Genomic DNA, 17531 nt, shown 5'->3' with positions numbered 1-17531 from the left:
TCCCTATTCGTCTCATGATGCCCGCCATGACTGAAGCCAAAGCGCGCCTGGTCGTTCACCCGCTCGTCGTCCGCGTCACGCACTGGATCAATGCGTTTGCGATGGTCTGCATGGTGATGAGCGGCTGGGCGATCTATAACGCGTCGCCCATTTTTCCGTTCAGGTTTCCCGTCTGGGCGACGGTGGGCGGCTGGCTCGGCGGGTCGATTGCATGGCATTTCGCGGCCATGTGGCTGCTGTGCGCGAACGGCTTGCTGTATCTCGCGTACGGCATCGGACGCGGGCATTTTCGCCGCAAGCTGTTGCCGGTTCGTCCGCGCGATGTCGTGCACGATGCGGCATTAGCGCTGCGATTCAAGCTGCCGCACGATACCGGCCAATACAACGCGGTGCAGCGCGCGCTCTATCTGCTCGTGTTGTTCCTCGGCGTGGTGCTGGTCGCGTCGGGACTGTCGATCTGGAAACCGGTGCAGTTCTCGTGGCTCACCGCGGTGTTCGGCGGCTTCGATTTCGCGCGGCGGGTGCATTTCGTCGCGATGGCGGGCGTGGTCGGTTTCGTCGTCGTGCATCTGGCGCTGGTGCTGCTGGTGCCGCGCACCTTGCCGCCGATGTTGACCGGTCGCGCGATACATTGCGCACAAGAAGGAGATCGCGCATGAGCGCATCCAAACCCACCGACGCGGACAAACCCCGCGTCGTGCTCGCGGATCACCAGCCGCAAATCGAGCGCCTGCAGCGGCGTCTGTTCTTGCGTTCGTCGCTGTCGATCGGCGCGCTCGCGATGCTCTCGGGCTGCAACATGCAGGACGGCGATTCGGTCGACAAGGTGCTGTGGGCGATGTCGCGCTGGAACGATCGCGTGCAGGGCTGGCTATTCGACCGCAACAAGCTCGCGCCGACCTACGCGGCGAGCGAGATCACCGACCCGTTCCCGTTCAACGCGTTCTATCCCGAGTTCGACGCGCCGGACATCGACGGCTCGACGTATCGGCTGGAAGTGTCGGGGCTCGTGTCCGACAAGCGCACGTGGAATCTCGATCAACTGCGCGCATTGCCGCAAACTTCGCAGATCACGCGCCATATCTGCATAGAAGGATGGAGCGCGATAGGCCAATGGCGCGGCGTGCCGTTTCGCACGTTTCTGGAACGCGTCGGCGCCGATCTGAGCGCCCGCTATGTCGGCTTCAAATGCGCGGATCGGTATTACTCGAGCCTCGACATGGCGACCGCGCTGCATCCGCAAACACAGCTCACGCTCGATTTCCGCGACGCGCCGCTGCCCGCGAAATACGGCTATCCGCTCAAGCTGCGCGTGCCGACCAAACTCGGCTTCAAGAATCCGAAGCATATCGCCGCGATCTTCGTCACCAACACGAACCCCGGCGGCTATTGGGAAGACCAGGGCTACAACTGGTTCAGCGGTTTATAGCGTTCGCCGCGGGAATGAACGCTTATACGGCCGTCACGTAACGCGCGACCGGCTTCACCACGCGCGGCGTCGGGGCATCGTAGATGGTGCGCATGCGCTTGACCTCATCGACCGGGCTCAGGCCGAACAGCCGCTTGAACTCGCGGCTGAATTGCGACGCGCTTTCATAACCGACGCGCGCCGCGGCCGCGCCCGCATTCAAACCGTCCTGCACCATCAGCAAACGCGCGTGATGCAAACGCGTGGTCTTCACGTATTGCATCGGCGAGGTGGACGTCACCGCCTTGAACTGCGCGTGAAACACCGCGAGGCTCATGCCTGCCTCGGAGGCGAGCGTATCGACGTCGAGTTGCCCGTGGTAGTCGGCATGAATGCGCCGCAGTGCCTTCGCGATACGGCCGAAGTGATTCTGATGCGTGAGCGCCGCGCGAATCGCATCGCCCTGTTCGCCGGTCAGCACGCGATAACAGATTTCGCGGACCACGCCGGGCGCGAGTATGCGCGCGTCGAGCGGCGAAGCCAACGCATCCATCAGACGCTGCACCGCATTGCACAGCGCCGGGTCGAGCGGCGTCGAATAGATGCCGGCCGGTTCGTTTCGCGTGGCGCCCTGGGTTTCGTTCAGCGCCATCAGCAACTCGGCCACCATGGTCAGATCGACGCGCACCGAGATCGCGAGAAACGGCGCTTCCGGACTGGCCTCGGTCTCGCATTCGAACGGCAGCGGCACCGAAAGCACGAGGTACTGTTGCGCGTCGTACTGAAACACCTGGTCGCCGAGATAACCGCGCTTGCGGCCCTGACAGACGATCACGATGCTCGGCTCGTACATCACCGGCATGCGCGGCAGCGGATGATTCGCGCGCATCAGGTTGACGCCTTCGAGACTCGTGCGGGTGAAGCCCGGATTGGGCGCGAGCACGTCGAACAATTCGATCAGACGCTGCTGGGCGGCATCGGCCGACAAGGGTTCTACTGAGGGAGCTGGCATGACGGTATAGTGACGCGCAAGAGAATAATGCTTGAAATCTAGCATCAAACGGACTATCGCGCTCCTTGTCAGGAGTTTTAGGCAAATCTTCAAGACATTCAGGTATTCCCCGCCTCGTGCCCGGCTTCTATCATGGGAACCCTGCCGGATCACTTTTCTCCGCGCTGCGCCGGGCCCGGTTGTCGATTCACTGCTTCGGCGAATTCGGCAGCCCTGCCGGCGCCGTGATCCCGGTTCATCACAAGGTTCGGCCGCATCGGCGACGCGCGTCGCCCATCGCCGGCGGCCTTGCGACATCACCACCCCTTTGCTGGAGCTACTCATGAGCACGACGTATGCCTATGCAGCGACCGACGCCACCGCGCCGCTCGCCCCATTCGAATTCCAGCGCCGCGCACTGCGCGCCCACGACGTGCAGATGGAAGTACTGTTTTGCGGCGTGTGCCATTCCGATTTGCACCAGGCGCGCAATGAATGGAAGAACACTGTGTTCCCGGTCGTGCCGGGCCATGAGATCGTCGGCCGCGTGACTGCCGTTGGCCCGGACGTGACGAAGTACAAGGTAGGCGATCTGGTCGGCGTGGGCTGCCTTGTCGATTCGTGCCGCACGTGCGCGAGTTGCGAGGAAGGACTCGAGCAGTACTGCGAGAACGGTTTTGTCGGCACCTACAATGGTGTAGACCGTGTGGACGGCCAGATCACTTACGGCGGTTATTCGACGCAACTCGTCGTCGACGAGGAATTCACGCTGCGCGTGCCGGACAATCTCGACCCGGCGGGTGTCGCGCCGTTGCTGTGCGCGGGCATCACGACGTACTCGCCGCTGCGCACGTGGGGCGCCGGTCCTGGCAAGAAGGTCGGCATTGTGGGCCTCGGCGGTCTGGGCCACATGGGCGTGAAGCTCGCACGCGCGATGGGCGCGCATGTGGTGTTGTTCACGACCTCGCCGTCGAAGATCGAGGATGCGAAGCGGCTCGGCGCGCATGAAGTGGTGATCTCGAAGAATCAGGAAGAGATGGAAGCGCATTTGAACAGCTTCGATTTGATTCTGAATACCGTTGCCGCGCAGCACGATCTGAATCCGTTTTTGAATCTGCTGAAGCGGGATGGGACCATGACGTTGGTCGGTGCGCCCGAGCACGATCATCCGTCGCCGCAGGTGTTCAATCTGATTTTCAAGCGTCGGCGTTTGGCCGGGTCGCTGATCGGCGGTATTGCCGAGACGCAGGAGATGCTGGATTTCTGCGGCGAGCACGGGATCACTTCGGATATCGAGGTGATTCCCATGCAGGGGATTAATGAGGCTTATGAACGGATGCTTAAGAGCGATGTTAAGTATCGGTTTGTTGTCGATCTGGATTCCTTGCGGAAGTGAGTGTTTTTTTGGCCTGCGCGGCGCTTTGGGTTGTGCTTCTTGGTGCCGTTGGCCTTTCCTTGTGGTCTTAGAGAATGAAAGGGACTTCCCCGTCCCGAGGCTGCGGCGGAAGCCGCGAGTCGGCATCGACGTGCCATGATGAAGTTTCGAACGTTCATCAACACCAGCGAGAGGGGAAGTCCATGCCTATTGTCACTATCGGAATCGATCTTGCCAAGAATGTATTCGCCATTCATGGTGTAGATGAAGCAGGTAAAGCGATGCTGATCAAGCCGCGAGTGCCGCGCGATCAGCTGGTGACATTGATCGCGCAGTTGCCGGCGTGCCTCATCGGCATGGAAGCGTGCTCCGGCGCACATCACTGGGCACGCGTGTTCCAGCAACACGGCCACACAGTCAAGCTCATGGCGCCCAACCTTGTTGCGCCTTATCGCATGTCCGGCAAGCGCGGTAAGAACGACGCGGCGGATGCTGCTGCGATCTGCGAAGCGGTGACGCGTCCGAGCATGCGTTTCGTGCCGCTGAAGGACGAACATCAGCAGGCAACGCTTTGCCTGCATCGGACACGACAAGGTTTCGTGGAAGAGCGGACCGCGACCTACAACCGGTTGCGAGGCCTGCTCTCGGAATTCGGCGTGGTGCTGCCACAGAGCCCGGAGAAGTTGCGCAGGCACATCACAGAACATCTGGACACATTGCCTGGCTGGGCGAAGCACAGTATCAGCGATCTGCTCGATCATGCTGGCAACATTGAGGATCGCCTGATTGAATACGATCGCGCGATCGCCGGGATCGCGCGTGATGATGCGCGTAGCAAGCGGCTGATGCAGTTGCGCGGCATCGGCCCAACCACGGCCAGTGCGTTGCTCGCCAGTATCGGCGCCGGGCACGACTTCAGAAACGGCCGGCAGGTGGCAGCATGGATCGGACTGACGCCCGGTCAGTACAGCAGTGGCGGCAAGGCGCGGCTGGGCAGCATTACGAAGGCAGGCGACGCCTATCTGCGCGGGCTGCTGGTCAACGGCGCCCGCGCCGTTATTGCCAGTCTCGGCGAGAAACAGGATCGCTTCAGCCGGTGGGTCCGAGCCCTGGTCGAGCGCCGGGGCTACTGGCGGGCCGCCATCGCGATAGCAGCAAAGAACGCGAGATTGGCGTGGGCCTCGCTGAAGTATGGCGATGACTTCAAGCTCCAGCCCGTGGCGGACTAACTTTCGATCTGGGCCTGCCGATCAACCGGCAACGCGACGGGAGCGCAGACGCCATGAGCAAGTAGAAACGATCACTTTGCACTGCCAGCGGTGATGTGAAGCGGGTTGGACCCGCGCGGAGCGTACCTGGATAACACGGCGGGGATATCCATTCCCGGCTAGAGAATGAGGCCTCTGCGCGCGTCTTTCATCAGGGTCCGGGCCATTGGCCCAACATGACCGGTTGTAGAACCGCAGTCCTTCACCTTCCCACATGCACCCGCACGGCATTGCAGCATGTATCACAGCGAACTTCGATTGAGCTTGTGCTCAACGGGGAGCCCTTGTAGGGTGTTAGGCACTTTTTGTCAGACCTGGTATCCTGGCAGAATGAAAAAACGCAGGCCATACCCAACGGATGTATCGGATGAAGAGTGGTACTTCGCCGCTCCGTACCTGACCTTGATGAACAAGGACGCACCGCAGCGCCGCTACGAACTGCGCGAGATGTTCAACGCGCTGCGCTGGATCGTACGCGCGGGTGCACCGTGGCGTTTGTTGCCCAATGACTTTCCACCTTGGGAACTGGTCTACCAGCAGACGCAGCGCTGGATTCAGGCCGGCTGTTTCGAGGCCATGGTGAATGACCTGCGTTCGATCATCCGGATCGCGCAGGAGCGTCGTGGTCAACCCAGCGCGGTCATTCTCGACGGGCGGACCCTGCAGTCGACCTGCGAGAGTGGACCTCGCGCCGGTTACGACGGCTACAAACGCAAACGCGGCAGCAAGGTCCACATGGCGGTTGATACTTTGGGGCAATTGCTTGCTGTGCATGTTACGCCGGCCAACGAACAGGAACGCGCGCAGGTCGGTGAACTGGCGCGTCAGGTTCAGCAGGCCACGGGCCAGACGGTCAAGGTGGCGTTCGCCGATCAGGGATATACCGGCGAAGAGCCTGCGCAGGCGGCACTCGATGAAGGAATCGAGCTTCAGGTAATCAAGCTGTCGGAGGCGAAAAAGGGCTTCGTGCTGTTGCCGCGTCGCTGGGTGGTCGAGCGCAGCTTCGGCTGGCTCAACCGCTTCCGTCGACTGGCCAGAGACTACGAGCGATTGCCCGAAACCCTGGCTGGTTTGCACTTCGTCGTCTTCTCCGTGCTTATGCTTATCCACTTTGCAGCCCTTAACAAAAGTGCCTAACACCCTCTAGTGGTCTATTAGCGTTGCCCCTGTGCGGGGCAATGCTCTCAACTTAAGCCTCAAAGAGCTTGTAAACGAGGCATTGCCCCTGTAAACTTCATCGCATAACTCACTGATAAATCAACGATATGAACTCAAATACCAGCGTCCTCGCGGCTTCTGGCTGAGTTCTCCGATTTCCTGCTCGATCCGGCGCTCGCCGATCGCGTGCGTCGTTCTCCCACTGCCTTTACCCGCAATCGCACACTGACCTTGCCGCGCATGGCCGCGCTGATGATGTCCGGCATGTGCGCCAGTGTGCAGGCCGAACTTGACGCGCTATTCGGCGCACTGGGAAGCAGCGGCGGGCGCACCCGCGCTGTCAGCGCACAGGCCTTCAGCAAGGCGCGACGGGGAGTGTCTGCCGAACTGTTCGAGCTGGCCCGCGCCCGCCTGATCTCGCTGGCCCAACCCCATATCGATTCGATGCGCTGGCACGGCCTGAGGCTGGTCGCCGCTGACGGTAGCCGCCTGCGTGTGGGCACGCGTCGCGGCCATGAACTGCGCGCCGATCACTACGCGTTTGCGCTGTTCCTGCCGGGTTCCGAACTGACCCTGCACGCTGCACTTCATCCCGCCGACGGCGGCGAGCGGCAGATGCTGTTCGAAGCCCTCGATGTACTGCAACCGCATACCGACCTGCTGCTGCTCGATCGCGGCTATATCGGCAACGCGATGGTGGCGGCGCTCGCACAGCGCGAAATCCCGTTCTGCATGCGCGTCGATGCGCGTAACTGGAAATGCGTCAGCGCCTTTACCCGCAGCGGTAAAGCCGAGCATGTGGTGACACTGGAAGCGCCCAGCGAACCGGATGCCCGCGCCTATGAACTGGCGCGTACGCCCACGACTGTGCGCCTGATCCGCGACGTCACGCCGGGCGGTCGCGTGCGTGTGCTGATGACCTCGCTGCTCGATGGCGGGCGTTATCCGGCGGCATCGTTCGGCGCGCTCTATCACCAGCGCTGGCGGGTCGAGGAAGCATTCAAACGACTCAAGCACCGGCTGCGGCTGGAAGCCGTCACAGGCCTCGATTACCTGGCGTTACAGCAGGACTTCGGCGCAAAAATCCTCGCCGACAACCTGTGCACACTGCTCAGCGATCTCGATGCGCCGCACGACGACAGACATGCCAGCCGTCCTAACCGGGTGTATGCACTGGGCGCACTCAAGCCCATCCTCGGCGCGTGTCTTCTGCGCATCCAGCGCTGTCTGGACGGCCTCGCCGGTGTGCTGGAAATGATCCACCAGACCCGATGCCGGATACAGCCCTCACGCTCCTATCCAAGACCACCCAGAAAAGCCAAGCCCCACTTCCATCTCGCGTACAAACTCGCTTGATGCAGCGGGGCTTAAGTTGAGAGCATTGCTGTGCGGGGCGGCACCTACTTTTCTTTGCCGGCCGCAAAGAAAAGTAGGCAAAAGAAAGCGGCTCACACCGCTAATTCTGAAGCGGGTCCCTCGCTCGGAGCGGGCAGTGGCACATCTGGAATCCGTGCTCTCGCACACTCCGCATCAGTGACAAAGCCATCATCAGTTCCCACTCCGCATTGCGTGCGTCGCGGATGGGTCTGCCGGGGAAAACAGCGGTCATTCTCGCGCCGTGGGGGCCGTCGGCTTCGCCTCGGCGACACGCCGTAAACGAAGGGAGAAGTACCGCTTCGGCGCGCGCAGCGCCGCCGGAAGTATGACTGCCTTGTCACTCGCGCGGAATGCGCGAGAGCACCGATTCCAGATGCACCACTACCTCCTCCAAGCCAGGAGACCCGCTTCAAAGTTAGCGGTGTGAGCCGCTTTCTTTTGCCTACTTTTCTTTGCGGCCGGCAAAGAAAAGTAGGTGCCGCCCCGCACAGGGGCAACGCCAATAGACCACTAAGACCACAAGGAAAGGCCAAAACCCAAGGCAACCAACGAATAGCGCCGCACAGGCAAAAAAAAACCGAACACCTAACCCCAGGAGCCCACCATGATCGACAGAATAACCGCCATGCGCACATTCATCCGAATCGTGGACACCAACAGCTTCACCCGCGCAGCGGAGTCATTAAACATCCCGCGCGCGACGGCGACCACGATCGTCCAGAATCTTGAAGCCCTGCTCGGCACGGCGCTCCTCGCCCGCACGACGCGGCGTCTGAGCGTCACCCCAGAAGGCGCGGCCTACTACGAGCGCTGCGCGCAAATCCTCGCCGACATCGACGACATGGAAGCGAGCATCCGCCACGCAACCGACAACCTCACAGGCCGTCTGCGCATCGAAATGCCCAACGCGGTCGCGAACGCCATCGTGCTGCCGGCACTCGACGACTTCCACACGCGTTACCCGAATCTCGATCTCGCCATCGGCATCAGCCCCCGCACAGTCGACCTGATCTCGGACGCAATCGACTGCAGCATCCAGCTAGGCGAATTGCCCGATTCGAATCTGGTCGCGCGGCAGTTGGGGACGCTCGAACACGTGACCTGCGCGAGCCCGGCCTATCTGGAGCGCCATGGCACGCCCACCGATCTGGACGATCTGCGCGGACATCTCGCGGTCAATTGCATGTCGCCGCATAACGGTCGCGAAGTGGACTTCGACTTCGAGGTGAACGGCGAGGCGCAAACGGTCAAGGTGAGCGGCTTCGTCAAGGTCAGCGACGAACAGGCCTATCTCACCTGCGGACTGCAAGGTCTCGGTCTGATTCAGCCGGCGCGGATCGCCGCGCAACCGTACCTCGATTCGGGACTGCTGCGCGAAGTACTGCCGCAATGGAAACCCGTGCCGATGCCGGTCTCGGTCGCGTTCGTGAAGAACCGCCGCGTGTCGCCGCGCGTGCGCGCGTTCGTCGACTGGCTCGCGGAGTTGTTCGAGAAAACGGAGCACGTCGATCAGGATCTCTCGCGCGTGCGTCAGTTGTTGCGCGGCCTGCATCCCGCCTGAGGCGGTTTCGATGCAGACCGCTCGCAACGCCGCGACAGGTGCGTCAGTTCCGTAGTGTGACCGGCACCGGCCGCGTTAGCAGATCGACGTAGAAGTTGAAAAAGTCCGGATTGTCGAAGCGTTTGACGATCGTCATCTTTTGCAAACCCGCCGGCGGCGAACTCGTATAACCCGTGGACTTGCCGTCATTGGCGCCGAAACTCGTGTCCACGTCCACCCACTCCTCCACTGTCTGCGTCGCGAACGACGGGCGCATCAGATACGCGAGCGTCAGCGTGTCCCAGATGTTCGTCGTGTAATTCGGGTTGGTCTCGAAACCGTTCTTGCCGTCGAAGCCGTAACCGTTCAACGTTTTGAACAGCTGCGTGATGATGGTCTGCTTCATGGGATCGTGCGCGACACGATCGTAAAGCGCCTTGTCCATCTTGACGGTATCCGTCACGTCGAGCGGAATCACCACCTGTTTGATCGGCAAACGCAACACGGTTTTCGCCGCTTCGGGATCGAACCACCAGTTGAATTCCGCTGTCGGCGTGGTGTTGCCCGGCACGTCGATCGCCCCGCCCATGTAGACGATCTGCTTGATCAGCGGAACGATCTCCGGATGCTGGCGCGTGGCGAGCGCGATATTGGTCAGCGGCCCGATCGCCAGGATCGTCACCTGACCGGGATACTGCTTGACCGAATCGACGATAAAATCCACCGCGCTTTTGCCCTGCACTTTCGTATGCGTGGCGAAGCCGTCCGGCGGCGCGACGAGGTCGCTATCCGATTGCGGCTCGGGTGTGCCCCATGCGCCGAGATAACCGTCGCCGCCGGGGAATTGCGCCAGTTCAGCCTGAATGGTCGTGAAGTCATGCGACAAAGCGCGGTTGGCGCCGGCGTACACGCCGATCTGATTTTCAACGCCGAGGCGCTCGACGGATTTCAACGCATCCGCCACACCTTGCTTCAACCATTGATTACCGGAGACGACCGTAATGCCGAGTACTTTCAGCGAACCTTGCGCCTGCAATTGCGCAGCCATCACGCCGAGCTGACCGTCGTCGCTCAGTGTGTTGTAGTCGCTGTCGATAATGACCTTGGGAGGGTCGGCGGGCAGGTTGAGATGACCGCCGCCACATGCCGAGATGGACAAGACGGTCGCCACGGTTGCCAGCCACGTCGATGCCAGGAGAAGTCGCTTCACTGATGCCTCCTTGTTTTAGCGCTGTGCTGCGCTGCCGGAATGAGGAGGCCATCATAGGCGCAAAACTAGCGAAGCAGAATCATCATGTTCGCGGCGTGATTCGTGGAATCAGCGTGGCGATAAGACGGCAGGCGTCATCGTTTTGCTCGACGCGCTGCCTCGCCGTGAAGGCGATCTGAAATCAAGGCTGACGAGCCTGTGCCGACGAGCCGGGGCACGCGGGGTCTTTACCCCAATGACCATCGCAGACGCGCCAGCGGCACAACTGGTCTTCGAAAAAGCCACGCTGCCCGCACTCTTTCACGCGCTCGGCGAGCTTCGCGTTGCCGGGCGCAGCCGATGCGCTGACCTTGGTGGCCGTGTTGCCGCCGGCCGCCTTCGCGTCCGCCGGTTTGGTCCGCGCAACGAGCGCCGCCAACAGATCCGCATCCGAATCGTCTTTCGAAGCGCTACCGCTGCGTGATTTCTTCGACTGCGCGACCGTGCCCGATGTGCTCTCGCGATGATTGCCCGCACTCGCCGCCGCACTTTCCTTCTTGCCGTGGGCCGCCGTCTCGTGCTTCGCGTTGCCGGCGACAGCCGTGGCGTTCTTGCCGTGCTTCGCCGCCGGCACGCTGGCGGCGGGGGCCGCCGATGCCGATGCAACCAATGCCGACGCGCTGCTCGGTTCCGCACCCTCGGCGAGCGCGCGGGACAAGCGGTTTTCGTCGCTGCTAGCGGGCGTTGCGGCGGACGCCGCCGCGGCTTTGCTGTCGCTATCGTCGGCCACGATCGTCGCCGCTTGCGACGACGCCGCAGCCGGCGCCTCGACCTTCGCGACGGCTGGCGGCGCACCGCTCGCGGCGGCGGCCGCTTTCTCGACGTTGGCCGGCGTGGCCGAAGCCAACGACGCGCTTTGCGTGCGCTGCTGCAGATGCCACGCGGCCCAGCCGCCGGCCGCGATCACCAGCAAGGCAACCAGCACGAGCGGCGTTTTCGACCGGCGTGGATTATCCGTAGGCGGCGCGACGCGGCCTTCGAGGTTCGCGAGAATTCGCGAACCATTGCCATCGGCGCCTTTAGCCTTATCGGATAACAGGCTGGGCGGGGCTTTGGAATTCGAACTTTCCGGCGCACTCATTCACTGTCTCATTGAATCCTGGATTATTTCGCCGTGATAATACCGTTCCGACTCGTCTTCGAGCAGGCCTGATTCTAAGAGCAAGCATTACAAAATACAATTGTTTCCAATTTCCGGGGTCGCCTTTGATTGCCGTAGTACTTCTCGCCTATTTCGCCGTTGCCGTCGTAATCGCCGCAATGCTGCTATTGCCGCCGGTGCGTGCCTATTTATTAGGCGCGGCACTCGCTATTCATGCCCGCGTTATGCGCGGGGCATCGCGTCGCGCATCGCGCGCTCGTGGTCAATTAGTACGCTCGGCAAAAATTTCGCAATCGACCGTAGTCGATATGCAAAACTTACTGGCAAAGCGGCGCTTGCTGATTTTTACCACCGCGGGTATTCTTGCGACGCCGCCATTGGTGGCATTGGCATTACGCGGCCGGCAATTATTCCAATTCGATGACACCGCACGGGCTCCGGACGAGAAAATTGCTGCGTTATTGAACGGCGAACAGCTCGTGCCCCCGCCGCCGCTGCCTCCCGAGGTATTCGCAACGCGGGAAGTCGAGCAGATTCGGCCCGCGCTAAAAGACGCGAGCCGCGACTGGAATTTGCTCGATGCCGATTTCAGAACGCGTTTATTGCTCGTTTACAAAATCATGCACGAGCAGTACGGGTACGAAATGGCTTTGCTGGAAGGTTATCGCAGTCCGGAGCGGCAAAACCGGCTCGCGCAAATGGGGGGCAACGTCACCAATGCCGCAGCATTCCAGAGCTATCACCAATACGGCCTTGCCGCGGACAACGCGTTTTTGCGCGAAGGCAAGCTCGTCATTTCAGAAAAAGATCCCTGGGCCATGCGCGGCTATCAGTTATACGGACAGACGGCCGAACAGGTCGGTCTGACATGGGGCGGCCGTTGGAAATTGATGGATCTCGGGCACGTCGAATATCACAAACCGGGCTTCGTCCTCGGGCGCGGTCATTAAGGCGAAGCAGGTAATAAAGAAGGTTAAAAGGGTTGACAATGGGGCGTTCAATCAATTTCTCTGGCGAAGAGCGGCAATCCCGCGAGCATATCCGCATTGGGCCATCCGTGATCGGCAGCGGTCGGTGTCGATTTAACAATTCAGCCTTTTTCGCTGTCACCTGAAAATGCTTTCGCTTTATTTCAAATGCCATACGCGCGCCGCGCTGCCTGCCACACCACGCGCCACAACACATCTCATCAAGACCTGAACGGCCTATGCGACGCATTCTCAACGTGTTGACCCACACACGCACGCTCTCGATCATCGGCTTGCTCGCGCTCGCTGCTGTTTTATTCATCGGCGCGGATACCTTGCAGATCGACCCGCTGTGGCCTGCGATCGCACTCGGCGCGATCGTCGCGCTGTGGCTGCTGGTGTGGGCGGTGCGCCGCCTGCGCGCGCGCCGCGCGAACAACAAGCTCGGCGAAATGCTCGAACAGCAGGCCGAGAAGCAGGCGGAAAGCGGCCCCGCGCCCACGCCGGCGCGCCAGGCCGAACTCGACGTGCTGCGCACGCGCCTCGTCGACGCGGTCAAGACCATCAAGACCTCGAAGATCGGTCAGGTCTCGGGCGGCTCGGCGCTGTACGAGTTGCCGTGGTACATCGTGATCGGCAACCCCGCCGCGGGCAAGAGCAGCGCGGTGCTGAACTCCGGCTTGCAGTTCCCGTTCGCGGACAAGAACAACGCGGTCATCCACGGCATTGGCGGCACGCGCAATTGCGACTGGTTCTTCACGACCGAAGGCATTCTGCTCGACACGGCCGGCCGCTATTCGGTGCACGAGGAAGACCGCACGGAATGGCTCGGCTTTCTCGGCCTGCTCAAGCGCTTCCGGCCGAAGGCGCCGATCAACGGCATCATCGTCACGGCCAGCATTGCCGAACTGACCAGCAGCAAGCCCGAGTTCGCGATCAACCTCGCGAAGAACCTGCGCCAACGCGTGCAGGAGTTGACCGAGAAGCTCGAAGTGTTCGCGCCGGTGTACGTGATGTTCACCAAGGCCGATCTGATCACCGGCTTCACCGAGTTTTTCAGCGGCAGCGACCGCCATGAATACGACCGCGTGTGGGGCGCCACCCTCCCCTACGAGCCGGATGAGAAGCGCGACGTGGTCGGCCTGTTCGACGACCACTTCGAAGAACTGTACGACGGCCTGAAAGAGATCAGCGTCGCGCAGATGTCGATCAATCGCGGCAACAAGCTCTCGCCGGGACAGTTGAGTTTCCCGCTCGAATTCTCGACTATCAAACCGGCGTTGCGCGCGTTTCTCGCCACGCTGTTCGAAACGAACCCGTTCCAGTACAAGCCGATTTTCCGCGGCTTCTATTTCACCAGCGCGTTGCAGGAAGGCGAAACCAATAGCGCCGCCGCCACGCGCATCGCCAACCGCTTCGGCCTCTCCGCCGAGAGCCTGCCCAAGCCGCACAGCGCGTTCTCGAAGAACGGCTTCTTCCTGCGCGACCTGTTCTCCAAAGTGATCTTCGCCGACCGGCAGACGGTCAGGCAATTCGCCAGCCCCGCGAAAACGCGCATGCGCTATGCGACGTTCTTCGGCTTCGTCGCGGTGCTCGCGTTGGCGCTCGGCGGCTGGACGTGGTCGACGATCGGCAATCAGCAACTCGCCGACAACGTCAAGGCCGACCTCGACAACGTCGTGCGTTTGCAGCAGAACCGCAACGACCTGCAATCGCGCCTGCAGGCCATGGACATTCTGGAAGACCGCATCGACCAGCTCGAACAGTTCCGCCGCGACAAGCCGCTGGCCGTTTCGCTCGGGCTGTATCAGGGCGATCGGCTCGAACAGCATCTGCTCACCGAGTATTACAACGGCGTGCGCCAGATCCTGCTCGCGCCGGTCTCACAGAATCTCGCGTCGTTCCTGAAGGACGTCAACGCGCATCCCGATCAGCTCGCGCCGCTGAACCGCACGCCCGATGCCGCCGCGATTCCGGTGTCCGCGCACACGGCGATGGCGACCAACAGCCAGGGCGGACTCTATAGCGATGCGTCGCCGACCAACGTCGAGGACGCCTACAACGCGCTCAAGACCTACCTGATGCTGAGCGACAAGCGTCACGCGGAAACGGCTCACCTGACCGACCAGGTGGCGCGCTTCTGGCGCGGCTGGCTCGAAACGAATCGCGGCAACATGCCTCGCGACGAGATGATCCGCAGCGCCGAGCGCATGATCACGTTCTACCTGTCGCGCGTGTCGGACAACGACTGGCCGATGATCGACCAGAACCTCGGCCTCGTCGATCAAACGCGCGAGAACCTGCGCCGCGTGGTGCGCGGCATGCCGGCCCGTCAGCGCGTCTACGAGGAAATCAAGGCGCGCGCGTCGACCCGTTTCGCGCCGATGACGATCGCGCGCATCGTCGGCGAGAACAATACGGGGCTGGTGGCGGGCAGCTATGCGATCCCCGGCACCTTCACGCGTGAGGCGTGGTTCCAGTACGTGCAGCCCGCGATCCGCGACGCCGCCACCAAGGAATTGCAGGCGAAGGACTGGGTGCTCAACACTTCCGCGCACGACGATCTGACGTTGGAAGGCAGCCCCGAGCAGATCCAGAAAGCGCTGGTCACGATGTACAAGACCGAGTACGCGATGCACTGGCAGAAGTTCATGCAGGGCATTGCCGTGCAGAGCTTCGGCAGCTTCGGCCAGGCCGTGGATGCGATGAACCGCCTGGGCGATCCGCAGGACTCGCCGATCCGCAAGGTGCTGCAAACCGCCTACGACCAAACCTCGTGGGACAACCCGTCGCTCTTCAATGCGAATCTGAAGCGCGCGCAAAGCGGCGTCACGAGTTGGGTCAAGCAATGGTTCTCGCGCGCGCCGACCGGCCAGTTGAACGCGAACATCGACATCAACGGCAATCCGGTCGAAATGCCGATGGGTCCGATCGGCCAGGAGTTCTCGGCACTCGGCCGTATCGTGGTGAGCGGCGACAACGGCTCGATGCTCAAGGGCTACATGGATACGCTCTCGAAGGTCCGCACGCGCTTTAACGTCATCAAGAATCAGGGCGATCCGGGACCGGGCGCGCGTCAGTTGATGCAGCAGACGCTCGACGGCAACGGCTCCGAGCTGGCCGATTCGCTGAAGTACGTCGACGAGCAGATGCTCACGGGCCTCACCGATTCGCAACGCAAGGCGCTGCGCCCGCTGCTGGTGCGTCCGCTGATGGCCGCGTATTCGGTGGTGATCCAGCCGGCCAGCGTCGAAGTCAACAAGGTGTGGAATGCGCAGGTCTATCAGACCTTCCAGGGATCGCTCGCGAACAAGTACCCGTTCGCGGGCGATGCGAAGGTCGAGGCCGGCGCCGGCGAGATCGCCCAGGTGTTCGGACCGGACGGCGCGATCGCCAAATTCGTCGGCACCACGCTCGGACCGCTCGCGGTGCGCCGCGGCGATACCCTCACCGCTCGCACGTGGGGCGACATGGGTCTCGCGCTCACGCCCGACTTCACCAACGGCTTCGCGCGCTGGGTGGCGCCGCTCGCCGGCGGCGCGGCCTCGACCGGCCAAAGCTCGTCCGAACCGCAGACCGTGTTCCAGATCCTGCCGCAGCCGAGCAGCGGCACCACGGAATACACGCTCGCGATCGACGGTCAGCAGATGCGCTATCGCAACACGCCGCCGCAGTGGACCAACTTCGTGTGGCCGAATCCGTCGGGTTCGCCAGGCGCGACGCTTAGCGCCACCACGTTCGACGGCCGCACGCTGCAACTCGTCAACGAGCCGGGCCGCTACGGTCTGGAGAAGCTGATCAACTCGGCGCAGCGCAAGCGTCGTCCGGACGGCACCTTCGATCTGTCGTGGACGCAAGGCAACGTGACGGTGGCGGTCAGCATGCGCATCATCAGCACGTCGCAGGCATCGAGCGGCGGCGACGCGCCGCAGCAACAGAGCCTGCGCGGCTTGCGGCTGCCGTCCTCGGTGGCGGACGTGGGCTCCGCAGCCAACCCGGTCAATGCAACGGCAGCGGGCGGCGCGCCCGCAACCGCGCCGGCTTCGCCGGCGGCTCGGCCGGCCACGGCCGCCGCCGCGGTTTCGAACACAGGGGGTGCGCAATGACGCAAACCGTGCAGGCGCAGATCGCCTACTTCGGCAAGATTCCGTCGCGCGGCGACTTTGTCAAAAGCGCGCATAACCCGCAATTGCTGGCCACGCTCGATCGCTGGATCGCCGAGGCCATGGAATTGCTGAGCGACGATCCGCGCTGGAAGATCGTCTACGAAAACGCCAAGCCCATGCACTTCGCGTTCCTCGGTTCGCGCAGCAAGCTGGCGATTGCCGGGCACATGGTGGCGAGTCACGATCAGTCGTCGCGGCGCTTTCCGTTTCTGGCCGCGACCGCGCTGGAAGTCGAAAAGCCGCTGACCTTCCTCGCGCACAGTCCGCTCGCGTTCGCGCGGCTGTGGTCGCGGGTCGCCTCGCAGATGAAGCCGCTGCTCGGCGCGAGCGAGCCGCCCGGCGCGTTGCAGGCGCTCGGGGAAACGCAGGTGGCGATCGAAATCGGCGGCGGTCCCGACAATCCGCACGACGGCACCTTCAACGATTTCGTCGAGCACCAGACGCTCGCCGGCCTCGAACAGATGCTGCTCGCCAGCGGTCATCCGGTGCGCTTGCGCGGCGCGATGCTGGCGCTCGGCTCGCTGCTGCGTCCGGTCATGCAAAGCGGCTCGTCGCATCTCGAACGCGGGCTCACGTTGCCGTTGCCGAACGATCCGTTTTATCGCAGTCTCGTCGCCGCATTCTGGCTCGAACTGATCGCGCCGTTCGTCGCGCAGGCGGATTTCGAACTGGCGATTTTCATCGGCACGATCGCCGAGCGCGAGCGGCTCATCATCGGCTTTAACGGCGCCTCGGCCAAAACGCTGCACAGCGTGGTCGATCCGCAGGCGTATGCGGCACACAACATCGATATCGACGATCCCGAGTGGATCGACGAACACGCACAGAACGATCATGGCATCAGCAAGCTCGTCAGTTACCTCGACCAACCGCAACTGTCGCTGCGCGTCAGCATCGACACGTTCCGCGAAGCATTCACGGGAGCGTGA

13 protein-coding genes are annotated in these 17531 nt (G+C 62.3%); 10 read left to right on the top strand and 3 right to left on the bottom strand.

Translation table 11 applies throughout. The features are described 5' to 3' along the window. The first annotated feature begins 26 nt into the window (after positions 1–26). Positions 27–659 (top strand): cytochrome b/b6 domain-containing protein, encoded by a 633-nt coding sequence (locus tag ACOCG7_RS05135; protein ID WP_421377049.1) that lies wholly within the window; start codon positions 27–29, stop codon positions 657–659. Next, on the top strand, positions 656–1429 hold the full coding sequence (locus ACOCG7_RS05130) for a molybdopterin-dependent oxidoreductase (protein ID WP_154873536.1): 774 nt from the start codon (positions 656–658) through the stop codon (positions 1427–1429). Before ACOCG7_RS05135 ends, ACOCG7_RS05130 begins: the two co-directional genes overlap by 4 nt. A gap of 22 nt (positions 1430–1451) precedes the next feature. Here the strand turns inward: ACOCG7_RS05130 and ACOCG7_RS05125 are convergent, their stop codons facing one another. Continuing rightward, a complete protein-coding gene (locus ACOCG7_RS05125; RefSeq protein WP_073431658.1) occupies positions 1452–2420 on the bottom strand; it encodes an AraC family transcriptional regulator in 969 nt (322 codons plus the stop codon). Positions 2421–2742: 322 nt separating this feature from the next. Between ACOCG7_RS05125 and ACOCG7_RS05120 the strand changes: the two genes are divergently transcribed. The 5 genes from ACOCG7_RS05120 (at position 2743) to ACOCG7_RS05100 (ending at position 9138) form a co-directional block, all read left to right on the top strand. After that, positions 2743–3795 carry an NAD(P)-dependent alcohol dehydrogenase gene (locus tag ACOCG7_RS05120; RefSeq protein WP_073431650.1) on the top strand — a complete coding sequence of 351 codons (1053 nt, stop codon included), beginning with the start codon at positions 2743–2745 and terminating at the stop codon, positions 3793–3795. A 182-nt stretch (positions 3796–3977) separates the two neighbouring features. Then, on the top strand, positions 3978–5003 hold the full coding sequence (locus ACOCG7_RS05115; RefSeq protein WP_421375252.1) for an IS110 family transposase: 1026 nt from the start codon (positions 3978–3980) through the stop codon (positions 5001–5003). Between the two features lie 369 nt (positions 5004–5372). Further along, on the top strand, positions 5373–6179 hold the full coding sequence (locus tag ACOCG7_RS05110) for an IS5 family transposase (RefSeq protein WP_083081298.1): 807 nt from the start codon (positions 5373–5375) through the stop codon (positions 6177–6179). A 138-nt stretch (positions 6180–6317) separates the two neighbouring features. Beyond that, on the top strand, positions 6318–7556 hold the full coding sequence (locus ACOCG7_RS05105) for an IS4 family transposase (RefSeq protein ID WP_342346033.1): 1239 nt from the start codon (positions 6318–6320) through the stop codon (positions 7554–7556). Between the two features lie 625 nt (positions 7557–8181). Next, positions 8182–9138 carry a LysR family transcriptional regulator gene (locus ACOCG7_RS05100; RefSeq protein WP_073430938.1) on the top strand — a complete coding sequence of 319 codons (957 nt, stop codon included), beginning with the start codon at positions 8182–8184 and terminating at the stop codon, positions 9136–9138. 43 nt (positions 9139–9181) lie between these two features. On the opposite strand, the gene ACOCG7_RS05095 is transcribed toward ACOCG7_RS05100, so the two are convergent. Together ACOCG7_RS05095 and ACOCG7_RS05090 are read right to left on the bottom strand one after the other, a co-directional pair. Further along, positions 9182–10327: a nucleoside hydrolase gene (locus ACOCG7_RS05095; RefSeq protein WP_073430937.1), complete on the bottom strand. Its 1146-nt coding sequence runs from the start codon at positions 10325–10327 to the stop codon at positions 9182–9184. Between the two features lie 181 nt (positions 10328–10508). Continuing rightward, positions 10509–11447 (bottom strand): hypothetical protein, encoded by a 939-nt coding sequence (locus ACOCG7_RS05090; protein WP_073430936.1) that lies wholly within the window; start codon positions 11445–11447, stop codon positions 10509–10511. Between the two features lie 125 nt (positions 11448–11572). Here ACOCG7_RS05090 and ACOCG7_RS05085 point away from each other — a divergent pair, with 125 nt between their 5' ends. The 3 genes from ACOCG7_RS05085 to tagF all read left to right on the top strand — a co-directional run bounded on the left by ACOCG7_RS05085 (position 11573) and on the right by tagF (position 17531). Continuing rightward, complete coding sequence (locus tag ACOCG7_RS05085; protein ID WP_421377045.1) at positions 11573–12418, top strand: M15 family metallopeptidase; 846 nt, start codon at positions 11573–11575, stop codon at positions 12416–12418. Positions 12419–12675: 257 nt separating this feature from the next. Beyond that, positions 12676–16542 (top strand): type VI secretion system membrane subunit TssM, encoded by a 3867-nt coding sequence (tssM, locus tag ACOCG7_RS05080; protein WP_073430934.1) that lies wholly within the window; start codon positions 12676–12678, stop codon positions 16540–16542. Continuing rightward, the gene (tagF, locus tag ACOCG7_RS05075) at positions 16539–17531 is read left to right on the top strand and encodes a type VI secretion system-associated protein TagF (RefSeq protein WP_073430933.1); all 993 of its coding nucleotides are present in this window, start codon (positions 16539–16541) and stop codon (positions 17529–17531) included. Before tssM ends, tagF begins: the two co-directional genes overlap by 4 nt.

This window comes from Paraburkholderia sp. DD10, assembly GCF_049177125.1.
Taxonomy (GTDB): Bacteria; Pseudomonadota; Gammaproteobacteria; order Burkholderiales; family Burkholderiaceae; genus Paraburkholderia; species Paraburkholderia terricola.
Note: the sequence above shows the minus strand (reverse complement) of the source record. Positions and strands in the feature narration are given on the sequence as shown.